This window comes from Bacteroides sp. AF20-13LB, assembly GCF_003603065.1.
GTDB classification, from domain to species: Bacteria; Bacteroidota; Bacteroidia; order Bacteroidales; family Bacteroidaceae; genus Bacteroides; species Bacteroides uniformis.
Genome location: NZ_QTMH01000001.1, coordinates 422,897 through 441,721 on the forward strand (window position 1 = coordinate 422,897; position 18,825 = coordinate 441,721).

General features: G+C 45.1%; 9 protein-coding genes. All 9 read right to left on the reverse strand.

Going from position 1 to position 18,825, the window contains the following annotated elements:
• Window positions 1-17: 17 nt before the first annotated feature.
• Complete coding sequence (locus DWX62_RS01610) at window positions 18-3,023, reverse strand: TonB-dependent receptor (RefSeq protein ID WP_120172541.1); 3,006 nt, start codon at window positions 3,021-3,023, stop codon at window positions 18-20.
• A 174-nt stretch (window positions 3,024-3,197) separates the two neighbouring features.
• Window positions 3,198-4,349: a glycoside hydrolase family 172 protein gene (locus tag DWX62_RS01615; protein ID WP_064774935.1), complete on the reverse strand. Its 1,152-nt coding sequence runs from the start codon at window positions 4,347-4,349 to the stop codon at window positions 3,198-3,200.
• 18 nt (window positions 4,350-4,367) lie between these two features.
• Complete coding sequence (locus DWX62_RS01620; protein WP_057281523.1) at window positions 4,368-5,549, reverse strand: glycoside hydrolase family 172 protein; 1,182 nt, start codon at window positions 5,547-5,549, stop codon at window positions 4,368-4,370.
• A 50-nt stretch (window positions 5,550-5,599) separates the two neighbouring features.
• The gene (locus DWX62_RS01625; protein ID WP_081030682.1) at window positions 5,600-7,165 is read right to left on the reverse strand and encodes an arylsulfatase; all 1,566 of its coding nucleotides are present in this window, start codon (window positions 7,163-7,165) and stop codon (window positions 5,600-5,602) included.
• Window positions 7,166-7,212: 47 nt separating this feature from the next.
• Window positions 7,213-9,864: a glycoside hydrolase family 2 TIM barrel-domain containing protein gene (locus tag DWX62_RS01630; RefSeq protein ID WP_057281417.1), complete on the reverse strand. Its 2,652-nt coding sequence runs from the start codon at window positions 9,862-9,864 to the stop codon at window positions 7,213-7,215.
• A 218-nt stretch (window positions 9,865-10,082) separates the two neighbouring features.
• Window positions 10,083-12,374, reverse strand: coding sequence for a beta-glucosidase BglX (gene bglX, locus DWX62_RS01635; RefSeq protein ID WP_057281418.1), 2,292 nt, complete (start codon window positions 12,372-12,374; stop codon window positions 10,083-10,085).
• Window positions 12,375-12,541: 167 nt separating this feature from the next.
• On the reverse strand, window positions 12,542-15,379 hold the full coding sequence (locus DWX62_RS01640; RefSeq protein WP_120172542.1) for a hypothetical protein: 2,838 nt from the start codon (window positions 15,377-15,379) through the stop codon (window positions 12,542-12,544).
• A gap of 121 nt (window positions 15,380-15,500) precedes the next feature.
• Window positions 15,501-16,898, reverse strand: a complete 1,398-nt coding sequence (locus DWX62_RS01645) for a DUF5723 family protein (RefSeq protein ID WP_181980674.1) — start codon at window positions 16,896-16,898, stop codon at window positions 15,501-15,503.
• Between the two features lie 154 nt (window positions 16,899-17,052).
• Window positions 17,053-18,819 carry a S41 family peptidase gene (locus DWX62_RS01650; protein ID WP_117713759.1) on the reverse strand — a complete coding sequence of 589 codons (1,767 nt, stop codon included), beginning with the start codon at window positions 18,817-18,819 and terminating at the stop codon, window positions 17,053-17,055.
• Window positions 18,820-18,825: the final 6 nt, after the last annotated feature.

The window sequence follows — 18,825 nt, forward strand, 5'->3', positions numbered from 1 at the left end:
CCTATTTTTATTTTCCATTAGAATGTAAGATTCAAGCCAAAACGGCAGGTAGCGGTAATCGGATAAATATCACGGTCAAGCCCCCCTAAGATTTCAGGAGTAAATCCGTTATAATTCGTAAAATAAAGCAGGTTATTACCTGAGAAGTACAATCTCAAATTCTGGATATGCACTTTTTGCATCAAGTTTTTTGGGAATGTATATCCAAATTCCACAGTCTGTAACTTCACATAGTTGCCACTCTCAACATAACGGTCGGAAACAAAATAATTGTTACCCTCAAATGTCATGCGCGGAATGGAAGTATTCCTATTGTTTTCAGTCCATCTATCCAAGAACGAACGATCCCAGTTATCAACACCAGCATTTCTTTCAGCTTGTTTGGCATTATAAATCTTATTACCAAAATTACCCTGCAAATCAATTGACAAATCAAAGCCTTTCCAAGCGGCAGTTATGCCCAAACCACCGATAAACTTCGGAGTAGGAGAGCCTAAATCCGTACGGTCTTCAGCAGTTATATATCCATTGCCATCCGTATCTGCATAAATCAGATCACCCGGAGCTACATTTGCCTGATACTTCTTCTTCGCATCACCGGAAGCAGCCGCAGCCATCGCATTATACTGCTCAATCTCCTCATTACTTTGGAAAATACCAATAGTCTTGTAACCATAAAAATACTTGATTGGCATTCCTTCTTCTGTCATATGAACACTTTTTCCGGAACCTATATCCCCACTGGTGATACGTTTACCTCCCAAATTAGTCACCTCATTCTTAATTGTAGTTCCAGTCAAGCGGATGCCATAACGAAAATCCTTAAACGAGTCTTCCCATTTCACCGTAAAATCAAGTCCAGAGTTACGTACTGAGCCCACGTTTGTTTCTACAGAGGCAAGTCCTACAGAAGCAGGAACATCCACATTTACCAACATTTCTTTTGTATCTCTTCTGTAATAGTCAAACTCTAAAGAAAAGCGATTATTGAACAAGCCTAAATCAAAACCAAGATCCAACTGCTCTGAACGTTCCCAATGGATTTGTGTATTATAAAGAGAAGTTACAGTACCACCAGAATAATAATCACCACCAAATACAGCATCATAAGTAGGGGCTACATTAGCCAATGCATAATATTTGTCATTACCAATCTTATCATTACCAATTTGCCCCCAGCTACCTCTAATCTTCAAGTTACTCAACCATTCAACATTATCTTTAATAAAAGCTTCTTCAGAAATCCTCCATCCGGCAGCTACTGACGGAAAATATCCCCAACGGTTATCCGGTCCAAACTTCGAAGAGCCATCGGCACGTATAGAAGCCGTCAACAAATATCTGTCCATTAAAGCATAGTTGGCACGGAACAAGTAAGACATCATGGCTTCATGTTTTCCATTATTCTCAAGTCCACGTGTATCGCTTGAAGACTGATCCAAATACCAATAGTCTTCCACTTCTGAGAAGAAATTACGTCCTGACCCGCCTAACTTTTCATTAGTGTATTTTTGAGCAGTAATACCACCCAAAAGATTCAGACGATTTTTATCATTGATTTGCCAATCATAAGTCAAGATATTCTCCCACAGCCAAGTAAAATCTCTAGTCCATGTTTTAGACAAGCTGTTCTCATCTACCTTTTGATACTCCGAGATATAATACTTAGGAGTAAAATTACGACTTCTACCATTAATATAATCAATGCCCAAGCTGGTCTTAAAATTCAACCCTTTAATAACTTCCCAATTCAAGAATGCACTACCCACAATTCTATCTTTCCAATTATCACTATTCATATAATGGAGGGTAGCAAGCGGATTAGCAGTAGATGCCACCTGAGGATCGGAGAAATTACCATTCTCATCATAAGGAGTAATGATAGGACTCAGTTTATAAGCAGATTTTACAACTCCCTTATTTTCATTTTTTGTATGACTGAAAGAAGCCGATAAGTTATGCCCGATAGTCAAATGTTTGTTTATTTTATATGAATTATTGGCACGCAAAGTAAAACGGTCATAAGAATTTTCCCTTATGATACCATCCTGTTGGAAATATCCGGCACTCAAATTATAACGTACCTTTTCTGTTCCGCCACTAACAGCAACTTGATAATCACGGACAGACGCTACTCGGAAAATCTCATCGAACCAATCGGTCCCTTTTCCGAAAGAAGCCGGGTCATCATAAACAAGACCGCCATCTGGATTAATATTCAAGTTAGCTTCATTTTGCAGCATAGCATATTCAGAAGCCGTACACATCTCAAATTTACCGCTATTTTGGAACTGAAATCCTTCACTGGCAGTAATGTTCACCTGTGCTTTACCTTCAGCACCTTGCTTGGTGGTAACAATGATTACACCGTTAGCACCGCGAGAACCATACATGGCAGTAGCAGAAGCATCCTTCAATACCTCCATGGACTCAATATCATGGTTACTCAGGAATGATATATCGTCCATAAACATTCCATCAACCACATAGAGCGGATTGCTATTATTAGTAGTACCGATACCACGAATGCGCACTTCAGGAGAGCTACCCGGAGCACCGCTTGCAGAGATAAATACACCGGACACACGACCTTGCAACGCGTTAGCCACATTAGGTGTAGAAATCTTTTTCAAATCATCGCTCTTGATAGAACCAACAGCACCGGTCAAGTCTGATTTACGCTGTACACCATAGCCTACAACTACAACTTCATCGATCAACATATTGTCTTCTTGCATTACTACATTAATAGTAGTACGACCATTCACTGCTATTTCTTGGTCTTTCATACCAATATAGCTATAAAGCAAGACAGCGTTACTGGGAACATTGGTAATCTTATAATCACCATCAAGTCCAGTAACGACTCCTTGCTGAGGAGCCCCCTTTACCGAAACTGTAGCACCAATAACAGTCATTCCCGTCTTGTCGGAAACGACACCCGAAACCGTAATTTTGTTCTGCGCCATCGAAACAACGGCAAACAGCAACATCACACATGTAATTAATAAATTTTTCTTCATTTTGTATTGATTTAAAATTCTTTTGCAAAAGTATAGGAGCAATTGATGTATGTCAAAAAACAAACTATCACAAGATTACCACAACCTGCTCAAGCACTACAACGTAACTACTACAGCATTGTATAAAATACTAATTTCCAATAATATACACTAGGAAGTTATTTAAAAAATTATTCAGACTGCAGGCCTATCCAAATAGAAATATGCTGTTGAAGTTACATGATCTTGGCGGTAGAAATTAACAAATCCTGGCGGAAAGTCTTTATCCGTGATATGTAGGTCTGAATTTTCATCTAATAAACGATAGAATTTCAGTTTACCGCTTCTATCTATAGTAACCGGTACAAGAGGAACCTTCGCCTTGTACAGTTCGAGTACCTTTTGATATGGAGCACCTCCAATCTGCTGCAATGTAACTCTTATATCATGATGAAAATAAATCGGGTCCTGCACGTGGAAACGATACATACTCCACCAACAACTGTCCGCATTTGCAATCGGACAACCTTGATAACGGTGGGAATACTCGCCCTGCCCCCAAGCCGTACCAATATAGTCTTCAACTCCCGTACCACTCAATGTGGGAAATTCCTTATCTCCGTCAATGTAGAACTTGATTTCACCTTCTCCCCACCAAGTAGTTTCATACGCCTTATTGGCAAAGATACCCAAGCTTACCCCCAAAAAGCGCCCCCTGCCCGATAGTTGGGGAAGAACAGTATAATCCACTCCCAACTTGGTGGATTTGTCTTCACGCCAGACAGCATGAAAATAGCTCATCTCCGAATCCCATTCCGGCAATTTAGTAAAGTTAATATCATAAAACAAGTGTGTCAGGTCCTCATCCGAGGTATTCACAAACACCACTTTGGCACCGGTGCGGTAAGGCATCGGAATAGAACAGTTAAAAGAACGCTTCTCCGGATTAGAAAAGAAACAGTTCTCAAAACGAGATGTACGTGACAGCGGATTCCCAAAAAAATCTCCCAATGGGACATCCACTGCCGGAACAACAGAATTATCCCAATAAAACTTGATACGCAACGCACGAAGCATCTTAGGGTTACGTTTGCTGACTGTCAGCCAAATACGGTTAATGATCCCGGGTCCTTGCTGAGACAACAAAACACAGCTGTCTCCCGCCATGATTCTGCCGAAAGCACTTCCTTTTGCACCTTTATTGACTTGAGCTGCCGTTCCCTTGGCACCGGTAGGATTTTCAAAACTTGTCCACCGCGTTTCATGACCTTCAGGCACTTTCCATATTTGGGCATGCCCCAAAAGAGTAAATGCTAATAAAACAGATATAACTAATAATGTCTTCATTTCATATCCTCCAGCAATTTATTCATTTCCCCAAAGGTCCGCTTTGTTCCCCTTGTTCTTTCTCCATTCATGACGCCATTTGTGCATCATCACATTGTTTACCATCGGCTTCAGCTTACGGCCCTCCTTGTCGGGAATGGCCGGGACAGCCGTCGCCTTGTCCTGATACCAGTATGCAACGGTAGCCAGGTCGAGCGTCAGGCAATTGTTGTGTCCATGCTCGATGGTGGCTTTCAGCCCTTTCTCGAAGAAGACGGGATCCTGAATAAAGAACCGATAGACATGTGTACGCCCCAAGAATCCGACATCATTATTCACACGTGGATAGCCGAAGTAGATATGCTGGTAGGGCTCTTTCGGGCACCAGGCGGTGTTGAACAAGTCTTCCGTACCGGTGCCTATCAAGGAAGCCTGTTTTTCACCGTCGATGAACCACATGTCATCGCCTTCACCATACCACATGGGGGTAGGGCACTGTACATAATAGTTCAATCCCACAAAATGGCCCTTTCCCTTGATATCGGCAAACACATAATTGTCGGCTCCGTCCTTATTCTCCGTCTGCTTACCCACGGAACCCCACTCGGTCTCCCCTTCGGGAAGCGCTTCGGTAATCTCACGGTTAAACCACGCATGGAAACGTCCCATGTCCTTGGGCAGTTCCTTCATCTCCACATAGTCTATGTAGTAGTAGAAGGCGCCGATGTTGACATCCGTCTGATTCTCTATCTCAATGCGCGCACCTTTGGCAAAAGGCATGGCGAAATAGCTGCACAAACCCGTACCACCGTTGGGACCGGAAGAAAGGGCAAAAGAAGCATAGTTATACTGTTCGTTCCATCCCTGGCCGAAAAAGGGACCGATGGGGGACACGACAGAAGGCTCGTCGCTGCCGTCCCAGTACATCCGAAGGATGATGTCGTTACGGGAAAGCTGGCGCGGTCCCGGAGACATCGTTATCCAGATATGGTTGATTACGCCTGCCCCCTTGATGTCGGCCAAGACAGCCGTTTCGCCCGGCTTGATGGCCTTCAGGTGGTCACGGTTGTTGCCCGTACGGTCATAACTGCTGACACGGCGGTTGCGCAAGCCTTCCTTCATCTTGGCAAGGTCATACATTTCACTAGACATATTGGTCTGCGCAAAAGCGCTGCCTACTCCCATCAAAAGGGAGAATAAACCTACAAAAAACTTTTTCATCATGGTATTCTTCATTTTTCAAATTATGTTTTTCATCAATCTATCGGTTGTCACTTTCTTGTGGCATCCGACTTCCTTATCTTCTCCTCCAGTATCCGCGCCAGCCTGCGTGCCACTTTGGGATGCTGTTCATACACATTTGTGGTCTGGTATGGGTCTTCCTCCAAATTATAAAGCTGCACAGAGGGTGCATCCGGCTTTATCCGGGCATTTTCTATATCGCTGTTCACCCGATGGGTGAGCTGGAAAGCGGATGCCCCGCCCAAGTCATGGTCACCGACATTCTTTCCGGTAAATCCGCCGCTGTTTTGCGCCGGAATATAGACCCACTTCCCTTTGCGAATGGAAAGATGGCTCTTTTGGGAAGGACAGATAATAATATGGTCCCGAATCATTTTCCCGGGATTTCCGATAAGGGCAGGAAGCATATTGAAACTGTCCGGCCCGTCCTGCTCCTGCAATTCATATCCTGTGAGGGCAGCCAAAGTGGCAAGCATGTCAACATTGGACATCAACTGGTTGGATACGCTGCCCGCAGGAATCCTACCCGGCCAGCGGGCAATCATAGGAATGCGATGCCCGCCTTCCCAAGCTCCGAACTTGAAACCAAGAAGCTTGCCGTTGATATGGTGTCCTGCCTTCCAAGCTCTCTGCCCTCCATGATTCAGCATTCCTCCGTTGTCACTGGTGAAGATGAGCAGAGTATTTCCCGCCAGCCCTTCCTCATCGAGGGTACGCATAATCTCGCCTACCACCCAGTCCAATTCATGGATTGAATCACCGTAAGGTCCTGCCTCACTGGTACCTACAAAGCGTTCGGCCGGTGTAAAAGGATGATGGATGTTGGTGGTAGCATAATACAAGAAGAAAGGTGAATCCTTATGTTCCTTTATCCACTGCACGGCCCGGTCTTTCAAAGTAGTGGCTACAGCCCTGTCTTTGTACAAACGGTGCGCAGCCGTGGCTCCACCAATAGAGTTGATACCGAATTTTTCATCGAACTCCTCCGTTTCTGCCCTCTTGCCTCTTACAAACGGGTCGTTGGGATCATAACCCACCACATGATGGTTCTCCACATAAACAAAAGGTGGATGACTGTTGAGAATAGGCACACCGAAGTAATAATCGAATCCCAATTCAAGTGGTCCGGGAGCCAGTTCCTTGTTCCAGTCCATCTTTTCGTCCGTACGAAATCCAAGATGCCACTTCCCCACGATGGCAGTGGAATAGCCGGAACGTTTCATCACATCCGCAATTGTGGTGCGTGCCGTATCAATTTGCAGAGTCTGATTCAGGAAGATTGCCCCCCAAATATCCTCACGGCAAGGATATTGACCAGTCATCAGTCCATAACGTGAAGGCGTGGAAACAGCCGAGGATGAATGAGCATCCGTAAAGCTACGGCCTTGCGATGCCAGACGGTCTATATTGGGAGTCTTGACCTTGGTGGCACCGTAACAACCAATGTCGCCATAGCCCAAATCATCAACGTTGATAATGATTACATTAGGCTTGACCTCAGTGGAAGCCGGAGATTGCTGCGCGACGGCAGGCAAAGCGCTGAATCCCATCCCTACTGTGAAGGAGAGAGACCCGGTAAGTAATTTGTGTTTCATATTTCACTCAATTTATCGGTTAATACAACATTATTAAGAATAGAACATCAATGAATCCTGAATATCTTTATCCCATTCAAGAACGTCATCCCTTTCACCGCCTCAAAGTTCACCGTAAGGTTTCCACCGGTTACGGCAACATGCAGTTTCTTGGATATGCAACGGTTCCCGCCTACTTCTATCGCCGGAGAGAAATGATTCAGCCAAGGTCGGTTGTTGACAGAAACATTGAAGACACTGCCGCGGAAATCGGCATTGTCTAGGGTAGCGACAGCTCCCAAATCGTAAGTCACCCGCTCGGAACGTGCGTTCAGGTCAGCAAAAAGAAGTTCCACTTCATAGTCGCCGTCGGGCAAGTCGAAGCGATAGGCCTTGATGTCCTTGCGTTTGGTCTGGAGCAAAGGAACATTACGGGTGTCTTTCACCTCGGCAGTGGTTCCGATACGTCCCGGAGAACGGCGGAAAATCTCTCCACCTATGTAGCCCCAACTTCCAGGAGTATAAGCTTGGTCGGGAAGCCAGCAAAGATCACTCTTGTCATCCGTAAAGAAACAGTTGCTGCCCACGTTCACTGCAAGTTCCAGCTGTCCGGAGCCGACTGCCGCGATATGGCGAGGCTGCATCTTCACAAAAATGTCCGAAACCTGCTCCACCTTCTTCCCATGGCAGATACCTGAAGCCACAAGCGTGTTTCGCCCCGCAACGAGAGGCACTTGCCACACTGCATGGCAATTCTCGATGCCTTGCACGGAGAGCTTCGTGCCGTTGACAGACAACTCCACCTTATCCAGATTGGAATACACTTTCACCGGATGTTCCACCGCTTCACCGTCCGAAACCACAGTCCGATGCTTCCAGTCATCCACAGCAATGTGCAGCACCGGAATATCCTTGCGCAGGAATGCCTGGAAATAATAGAACACATCTTTAGGACGGCGGTCATTGTACATCAGTCCTTTATTATTGATATGCGGCGTAGCCTCCTGGCGACTGGCAGAACTGAAATCAATGAAGTTCCACTCCGTGGCGCCCACTATGAACGGTCGCTTCATGATAGCGGGCAGATAGTATTCGAGGTACAACTGCTGCCATTGCATGGAGAAATCGAATATCTGCGGATCGAGCGACTGCAAGCGCGGGTCGGAACCGGCACCGAACTCACTGATTATTAACGGACGGTGCGGGTATTTACGATACTCTTCGTCCACAAAGCGGTCGAAAGACTTGAAGTCGTTCTCATACCAGCCCTGATAAAGGTTCCAACCGGAAATGTCGGTGATATTGCTGAGACCGATTTTATTGTAAATCTGATTGCCGTGGTAGGCCATCGTACTCAGACGGTAGGGGTCTTCCCTCTTCAGAGTTTCCTCCAGATGCCGGGCAAGCGCCAAGGTATTCTCGTAGAAACCGTTGAGCCGTTGTTTCTTCACCCGATACTGCAGCTGGATAACAGCCTCGTTCATATACCCCCACATAATGACGGACGGATGGTTGTAATGCTGGCGAATCATTTCGCGCAAGGCGCTTGTGGCATTCGCGCGGAACTCGTCACCCAAAGCTATCAAATCTACTACCGGAATCTCCTCCCATACCAGCATGCCGAGTTCGTCGCAAGCACGCAACACGGCATCGTCCTGTGGGTAATGTGCCAGACGGACAAAGTTCACACCCATGTCTTTCAGCAACTGCATATCCCTGCGGTGCATCTCATCCGAAAGCGCTATGCCCATCGGCATCTGGTCCTGATGACGGCAAGCTCCCATAAGTTTCAGGGGTTCCCCATTCAACTTGAAGCCTTCCTGCGCATCCACGCTGAACCAGCGGACCCCCAAAGGGACACGTGTCTCATCTTTCAACACCTTGCCACGCACATCTTTCAAAGAAACTTTCACGCTGTACAGATAAGGGGAATCGGGCGACCACAACTGTGGCTTTTCCAACTGTAACCGTTCCTCGAAGGCGAACGCCCCGTCGGCATCTATCCGGACGCTGCGCAAAGATTGGGCTACGGTCTTCCCATCTGTATCCAGCACCTCGACGTCCAACTTCAACACCGCACGCCGCACATCACGGTTCACCAAAGTCCCACGCACACTGATTTCTGCCCTATCCTCACTCACGGAAGGCAAATCGACATAAATGCCCGTAGAGGCATAGTCGGTAAGGCTGATGTGCTGCTTTGCAGCACTGATGAGCCACACATTGCGGTAGATGCCGCCAAAGATGGTGAAGTCGCCGGACAAAGGAGGTATCCGGTCGTTCTGATTATTGACGTGCACCATCAGCAGATTCGGGGCATCGGTCCTTACTTTATCCGTAATGTCTACGGTAAAGGCAGAGTAACCTCCTTTGTGGGTAGTGAGCAGCTCGCCGTTGAGGTACACATCTGCCAGAGAATTGACACCATCAAATTTCAGGTAAAGCTGTTTATCCCGCATCTGCGCGGCATCCGTACGGAACTCTTTCTTATACCAGGAAGAAGCCCTGCGGTAGTTACGGGTAGAATAGGCATCCGCATTCCAGGTATGCGGCAGATGTACCTGCTGCCAACCTTCTTCATGGCGTTGCACTTCCTGCAACCGATTGTCATCACATGCGGCATAATACCAGCCGTCATTAAAACTCTGAACCACCCGCCCAGCATTGACAACCGGGTACATGGTGGACAGACACAATATTAATAAAAATATTTTCTTCATGTTTTTCAATAGATCATATTATCTTACACAAGTCAAGCAAATACTGCAAGAATACTGCATATAGTTTGCAGTGGCACTGCATCACTTTTGCAATGACGCTGCAACACCTTTGCAGTAGCGCTGCAAAACGTTTGCAGTGAAAATGCAGACAATATGCAGCAACAATGCCATCTCAACGCAGTGGCTCGAATGCTGCATATTGCCGCCTTGGGAATCAGTTAGAGTAACTTGAACGCTGCTTTTTTTACGTCCCGGCAACTTCTGCCAATCATCACCTCAAAGTCACCCGGCTCGCATACAAAATCAAGATTGTAGTTGTAGAACTTCAGCAATTCGGGGGTAATCTTGAAAGATACTTTTTTAGATTCGCCGGCTTTCAGGAAAATCTTTTCAAAGCCTTTCAACTCTTTCACCGGACGGGTTACACTTCCCACAAGGTCACGAATATAAAGTTGAACCACTTCTGCACCGTCTCTCTTGCCGGTATTGGTCACAGTCACGGTAGCAGTCAGTTCGCCCTTATCCGTCATGCTAGTCTTGTCCAAAGCCACGTCGCTATAAAAGAATGTGGTATAGCTCAAACCGAAACCGAAGGGATAAAGCGGTTCATTGTCTATGTCTATATAGTTGCTGCGGAATTTCTGGAACCATGCACCGTCGGCAAGAGGGCGGCCCGTGTTCTTGTGGTTGTAGAACAAAGGAATCTGTCCCACGCTCTTCGGGAAAGTCGTAGTCAGCTTTCCGCTCGGGTTCACATCACCAAACAGTACATCGCCGATGGCAAAACCTGCCTCACTGCCCGCAAACCATACATTCAGAATGGCCGGCACGTTTGCCTGCTCCCAGTTCAGTACCAGCGGACGACCGGTAAACAGCACCAGTACCACAGGTTTTCCCGTTTTCAATAATTCCTGTAACAGTATGCGTTGGGTGTCCGTCATTTCAAGATTCGTGCGGCAACTGCTCTCTCCACTCATTTCCGAAGACTCACCGAGCGCAGCCACAATAACATCCGATTTGGCAGCCACGGCAAGAGCCTCGTCCAGCAACTCCTTGTCCGAACGATTGTCACGGTGTAAAGAACGTCCGAACATAGTGGCACGTTTCTCATATTCGGCATCACTCATCAAATTACAGCCTTTCGCAGTCAGTATTTCGGCTTTACCGCCTGCTACCGCCTTCAAACCTTCAGCCAAAGAAGTAGCATTCTTCAATACGGCAGCCACACTCCAAGTACCCGGCATATTACTGCGGCTGTCTGCCAACGGACCTACCACAGCAATAGTGCCCTTCTTGGCCAGCGGAAGCACATTACCCTCGTTCTTCAGCAACACCAAGCTCTCCGAAGCAATCTTACGCGCAACGGCACGATGCTCTTTGGTAAAGATTTGCTTCTTGGCACGCTTCACATCACAGTATTTATAAGGATTATCGAACAAGCCCAACTTGTACTTAGCTTCCAAAATACGGCGACAAGCCGCATTAATAGCTTCTTCTGTCACTTTTCCTTCTGTCAATGACTTCTTGAGCGTACCTACAAATGCATCGCTCACCATATCCATATCGACACCAGCATTCAGCGCCAACGCGGCAACAGTCTGCGTATCGCCCATGCCATGGTCGGTCATTTCTGTAATTCCGGTATAATCTGTCACTACAAAACCGTCAAACCCCCACTGCTTACGCAATACATCCGTCATCAACCACTTGTTTCCAGTAGCGGGAATGCCATCGACCTCATTGAAAGAGGCCATCGCACTTCCCACACCGGCATCAACCGCCGCTTGATAGGGCAACATGTATTCATTGAACATGCGCTGATGACTCATATCTACTGTATTATAGTCACGTCCTGCCTCACCGGCACCATACAAGGCAAAATGCTTTACACAAGCCATAATCTCATCATTACGGTTCATATCCTTTCCCTGATAACCACGTACCATGGCCTGCGCAATGGCTGCTCCCAGAAACGGGTCTTCACCGTTGCCCTCGGACACACGCCCCCAACGGGCATCACGGCAAATATCCACCATCGGACTGAATGTCCAGCAAATACCGTCAGCACTGGACTCAATGGCTGCAATACGTGCCGATTCTTCAACCGCCTTCATATCCCATGTACACGACAATCCCAAAGGAATGGGAAACACCGTTTCATATCCATGAATAACATCCATACCAAATAAGAGAGGAATACCCAAACGACTTTCTTCAACCGCCTGCTTCTGTACATCGCGGATACGTTCCACGCCTTTCAGATTGAAAAGCCCGCCCACTTCACCGGCACGAATACGTTTGGCCACATTACTACTTTTAGCCTGACCGGTCGTAATCTCACCGGTAACCGGCAGATTCAACTGACCTATTTTCTCTTCCAGGGTCATCTTCTTCATTAAATCGTCGATGAAACGATCCATATCAACCGGAGATTTCTGTGCATACGCACTAACGGCAGTAAACACCAACAAGACTAAAAATAATTGTAACTTGAAAAGTAAATGCTTCATGTTTTTCATGCTTTTAATTGATAGAAATATTATTTTACTGCAAATAAAAGAAAAGCATGCGACAATCTCCACATCCCGTACTACAACAAAAGTACAACCATCACTAAAAAACAAAAGAGGAAGTACAATATTAGTACTTCCCCCATTAATATTTCACTGTAAAGCAGCTATTTAAAGTTTATAAGAAAATCAGTCAGACTTTCTTCCGGAAGCAGATTGAATTTCTTGCGCAACCGGTATCTTGCAGCATCAACCCCACGCGTGGAAATGTTGAGCAACTTCGCTATCTCCTTTGTCGGCATATTCAAGCGAAGCAATGCGCAAAAGCGCAAATCTCCTGAAGTCAAATCTGTATATTGAAGTTTCAGATTACGGAAGAAGTTTTCGTGTATACGGTCAAAATTAGCCTGAAACATAGTCCAATTCTCTTCATCGGACACTATATTGCTATTAACTAAAGTGAGCAGCTTATCCAAGTTTTTACGGCTATACTGTCCTAACAACTTTTGCCGCTGTATCTCTTCTTTCAAAGAAATCAGAAATTCCTGATGAGCAATATTTGTCATTACCACACCGGACAACTCCTTGCTTTTAAAACGCAAATCGGCCTCAAGCTGCTCCTTTTCCAACTCAACAATCTTCTTCTCCTGCCGCTCAAGCTCTGCCTGATGGGCTACGCGCTGCCGTTCAATCACACGGTCTTTCTTTTTCTTCACGAAACGGTAGACCAGATATTGCAATAAAGCCAACAGACACAATCCTGCCAAGATATAACTTCCCACAGCCCAATAAGACAAATACCACGGACGCAAAATCTCAAAAGGAAGCTCTACCGATGCCAAAACTCTATCGGTATCATATATCTCTGCCTGAAAAACATAACTTCCATAGGAGAGCCGAGAATACTTCTTCTGCAAATAGCGTCCACCCGGCACCCATTGGTCAGAATATCCTTCCAACCGATACCTTACCTTATAAGTATAATTACTATAAACCGGATAACACAATGTAAAATTCACCGTATTAAACTCAGGCTCCACCTTGGCTCCCGGCTGCACGACCAATGTTTTCCGCTTACCACTGAATTCATCAATGACCCGCATTCCCGAAATCCATAAAGAGCGTCTGACCCGAGATTTATATAACGAGGAACTGTCCGTCTCAATACGGGCAATGGCATTGTTCAGGCAAAGATAGGAACAGCCATTCCTCACGTCATAAGCCACGCTTCCCCGTTCTTCCACCGTCAGACCGTCAAACAAAGAATATGGAATCCGGAGTTCGATATTGAAAGTATTTATCGCACACTTCACTAAATACACTATCCTATCACCCACAAACCAATAGTAATCTCCGTTCGCACGACTCACTGTCTTGATTCCCTTCAATTCCATCAATTGTTCATTCATTGTTTCATAGGGAACAATCGAATCAGTCATATCTTCGTAAGTATAGAAATATTCCCCATTAGAAAAAACTACCCGACCATTGATTTTGAACAAAGTAAAACTCCCACCTTTCACTTCTCCCAGGCCCTCATACTTCCGTACATCCTTTACCTGCTTCATATCCGGATCAATCCGAAAACGATACAAACCATTCCTTAAGTGTTTCGCCCAGATATTCCCTTGATGGTCCACCTCTATGTGACGGACCATATGACTGAATCCACGCAGAGACCGGATAAAACCATATGCTCCCGAAGTATCTTCCGTATATAGATTTAAAAGCGCATAAGTTCCTTCCAATAAAAAAGATTCTTCCTTCGATTCAATCTTTTCCATACACATCCCTCCCTTTACATCAGATACCAACTTTGACTTCAACCCCGATATAAGGAAAGTTCCTTTGTTATGCCCGCAAAAAATCTGTTTTCCCCATTCATCGACGAACCACGCTTGTTCTTCCAAACCCGGAACTAATTCAGTCTTTCCATCCTTAAGCCAATAAAGTCCCTGATTAGAAGCAATATAAGCTTCATTTTCCCTTACCAGAACATCATATACCATGCCTATTTTACGAAATGGAGGTTCATAATAATAGATTAAAGAATTGTTGTGTATATAGGCAATACCTTCATCCAAAGCTGTCCATATATTGTTGTCATCATCACAATATAATCTCAAAACAGTATTGTTCTGTAGTTTATTATCCGTATTGACCTTCCAAATCAGCTTTCCTTTTTTATCCAACGCATATATACCATCGGATATTGTGCCAACAACGTAGCAACTGTCTTTGGTCATCACCGCACGATTAATGGTATGCTTCCTGAATATATCATCACATTCGGTTTCCCATTTTTCTACCCTCCCATCTCGATAGAGGAGAAAACCTCCCTGATTACGGGTAAGCATTAAAACGGCATCATCATAAGGAAGCCCAGCCAAGACATCGCTATTTCCAAATACCTTTCTGGGAATAAGTTCTTCCATTTTCCTGTCGGAAAAGACACAAAGTCCACCATTTATTCTTTGAGAATAAAAAGTATTTCCAACCTGAAATAAGTTCAGCGGAAGGCTCTTCACCCGAATACCTTCCACAGAATTTCCATTATAAAAAAAGAGAGAACCAAACGATTGAAATACAATTTCCCCTTGAACGCAAACAATGTTCCAGATTTCGTCGTTATGAAAAGTAAAGTCCTTCACCTCATCTTTTAGCGAGTGATATTCAAGGGTATTATAAGGAGTATGAACAAAATAACCGAATTCTTCGTAAGAGCCTACATAAATTCTTCCATCTTCACTGATATATATAGCACGCACAATTCCTTTTGTCGGTAATTCATACAACCGCCAAGCACTTCCATCAAATTCCAGCAGTCCATTATTATTGCCAAAATACATCACCCCTCTTTCATCTTGTGCAATAGACCAATTCTGAATACCGGCATTATAATCCGACACCGAATAGCTCCTCACTATAGGAGAAAAAGGTATGGGTGAAGCTTGCAGCAAACTACTGAAAACCAAAGACAAGAGAAACGTTATTGCAATTCTCATGAGTACTGTTTATAGGTATTTACCAGCAAAGATAAAGCTTTTTGCGTTTTCGTAAAAACAAAATCGCGGATTATCCTCTTTTTCTGGAAGATAATCCGCGATAATATCCAAATCCAATTTATTAATTTTCAGCAGTTTTCTGTTTTCCCAAAGGAATAGAAACACCCAAGTAAGCATTGACATTCTTCGTATTCTTACCAAAGAACATATAGTCTGTTCCCGCAAAGAAAGGACCCAGTTTCAGTGCCAGACCGAAGGTTTTACCGGCTCCTTGAAGTACGGAATAGCTGGCAGCTACATTGAAAGCATTCGTCGGACGGATGCAGGCAGAGAAAGTCAGCTCATTCAAAGTTTTCGGTTTGGCAAAACGACCGGTATACAAGGCACCCACTACCAGCCAATCATTCAGTAAGGCATATTCAGCGCCAAGAACCATTGTAGAAGTCAATCCACAGGTACGGCTCTTCTCAGAAGCCTCCTCCGTCTTGAGCTGCAACATGTCATAGTTAAGAATCTCGCCGCTGTTCACAATATCCATGAACTCCTGTTGCGAGGCCGGGTCAAGAAGATCATAAGTCTGCTCTGCATTGGCTCGCGCTATACTGGTATTCGATTTAGACCATTTGATAAAGCCCAAATCAAGAACTGAAGCAGAAAGTGTCAATTTATCCAGTAACTTGTAAGATACTCCCAAATCAATAGCCCCACCATATCCGGCAAAACCAAAACTGCCAAAATCAATTTCATCGATATAATCACCATTCTCATTCTCGGGAAGTTCTAACAGCTTTGACGAGTTCTCCAAAGTTGCATCCACTTGAATGGAAGCTTTACTCGTCACTCCTGAAGAGCCGACAGAAGGAGTTTCCACATGAATCTGGTTGATGTTCAGCTTTAAGTTACCGATACCCAGCAGCATCTTCACCTTACCACCTACAGCCAGTCGGTCTGTGATATTCCTTGCAAAGCCAAGGCCGACTTCCGCATAGGAATTTATCTCAAGCTTCTGTCCATTAATGGTTTCGTTAATACCCCAATAGTCAGAAATATTGTCGCCGAACTCCCGGCTGCTCATGTTATTCATAAACTGGAACATGGTTTTCGGTATGGCGGCACCGATATCATTACGCAACCCCACATTGACTGACCAGAAGTTCTTTCCTTTATACCACCCGGCAGACAGAATGTCGGTACTCAAATTCACATTCAAGTTATTGGTAGCATCCAGTCGGTTCATAAAGTCATTGCTCATGAAATAGTCGCTATCATCACTGTTCTCAATAATGTCCATAATATCCCTATACCCCAGGGAACTGGAGTTGACGGTAGCATTCAACGAACCTATCACGGGAATATTCAGATAACCGCGTCCCGGCATCAAGGCCGGATTGAGCTGCATACGCTGGTTACTTCCTTCCATAAAGTAGGAAGTGCGCAGGAACTGGGCTTGTCCGGAAAGAGAGAAGCAAAGCAACAATACCACAGACAGCCATACTTTCAGAGAATTCAATTGTTTCATAACCTTGTCAATATTTTCATTATCACCTGCAAAAATATAAAACAAGTTAATACCCTACAAACAACTTAACCGGATAGTCGTGTATAAAAGGCTTATACAGAGACTATCCGGTATAAATTAAGGAGCAAATAAAAGAATCCTCTTAAGAGTGTCCTTATACTATTTCATCATAAACATGTTCATTTGCTCTCGTAGCGGTACTCAGAAAAACCGGGGCTGTCTCCTTTCTTTGTTGCAGAGACATTGACGTCACTGCCGGAGCACTCAACATTTCCTTATATTTTTCCGGAGCAGTCAGTATCTTTACAGCCTCTTTCAAATCATCATCATCTTTCAACTGCTGGATAATGCTTCCACGCTGGAAATAATAACGTTTGATGATTTCTACCGCAATCATGCTCTTGATGTCCTTGGAGAAATGGTCAAGGTCACGGTCCAGATTATGCGACAATTTTTTCTCCAGCGCTTCAAACTCTTTCGAAGCATCAGTCAGATAGCCCTCAAATTCGGCCATCTCCTTCAGGTTCTTCAGCATCTTCTCTGTCTGCTGGTCGTATTTGAAGTCCGCCTTTTTCACCATCGCCTTGAAGTCCGCATAATCGGCATCTGTAATTTCAAACTTCTCTGCTGAAGGAATGGTAGGATGTTTCAAGCAATAGTCCGTAGCATAATTGAAAATAAGATTGTCATTGACAAGATAGAACAGAATGTTGGGCAGCTTCTCCTGCTTCACCGCAATGTCCGGAGTCACGCCTCCGCCATCCCGCACTTCACGTCCGGCAGCCGTATGGAACACGGTAGTAAGGCTGTCCGGAATACGTCCCACACTGCCGTCCTCATTCCGGTGCTTGTAGTCGATAGCCTGCACACAACGGCCGCTGGGAATATAATATTTGGAAGTCGTCAGCTTCATGGTACCACCGTACGGCAACGGACGGGTGGTCTGCACCAATCCCTTACCGAAAGTACGGTTACCGATAATGACCGCACGGTCAAGGTCCTGCAAAGAGCCCGCAAGGATTTCTGACGAAGAAGCCGTTCCGCCATTGACCAGAACAGCCAAAGGAATTTCCAGATCCAACGGTTCACGCAATGTCTTGTAGGTATTGCTGGCTTGCTTAATCTTACCCTTTGTCGTCACAAGTGTTTTTCCGCGAGGCAGAAAGAAGTTGGCTATCTCTATAGACTCATCCAGCAAGCCACCCCCATTGTTCCGCAAGTCAATCACCAACGAAGTCATCCCCCGCTTCTTCAAGTCCAGAAAAGCCTGCTTGAACTCCTTGGAAGGATTCCCCGAGAAGGTGCTGAGATTGATATAACCTATATTATTATCCAGCACTGTATAATAAGGTATGAACGGCAATTGGATGGAACGGCGCACAATGTCGAAATCCAACGGTTTCTCTGTACCGGGACGTTGCACTTTCAGCTTGAAGCTGGTACCCACTTGTCCGCGAAGCATCTCGCTGACTTCTTGGTTGTTCTTTCCGGCAAGGTCCTTTCCGTCAATCTCCATCAAAATATCTCCGGCTTTCAGGCCTACATCGGCAGCAGGCATATTCTCATATGGCTCAGATATCATGGAACGTTTTAGTTTCGGATTCCAAGTAATCACAGAACCTATACCACCATAGGAATTCTTCAGCATCTGCTCCAATTCGCTTTGGTCATCTTCCGGATAATACTCCGTGTAGGGATCCAGCGAGTAGAGCATGGCATCAATGCCTTCACGGATAGTCTTGTTCGGATCAATCGTATCCACGTAGAACATATCCAACTCTTTCACAATGGAATTGAATATATCCAGATTCTTTGCTATTTGGAAACTACGGCTATCACCACTCTTAAACCCCCAAAAACAAAAGGCTCCTGCTACAATCAGCAAGGTAATCATCCAGCGTATCTTTAAAATTCTTTTCATAATATG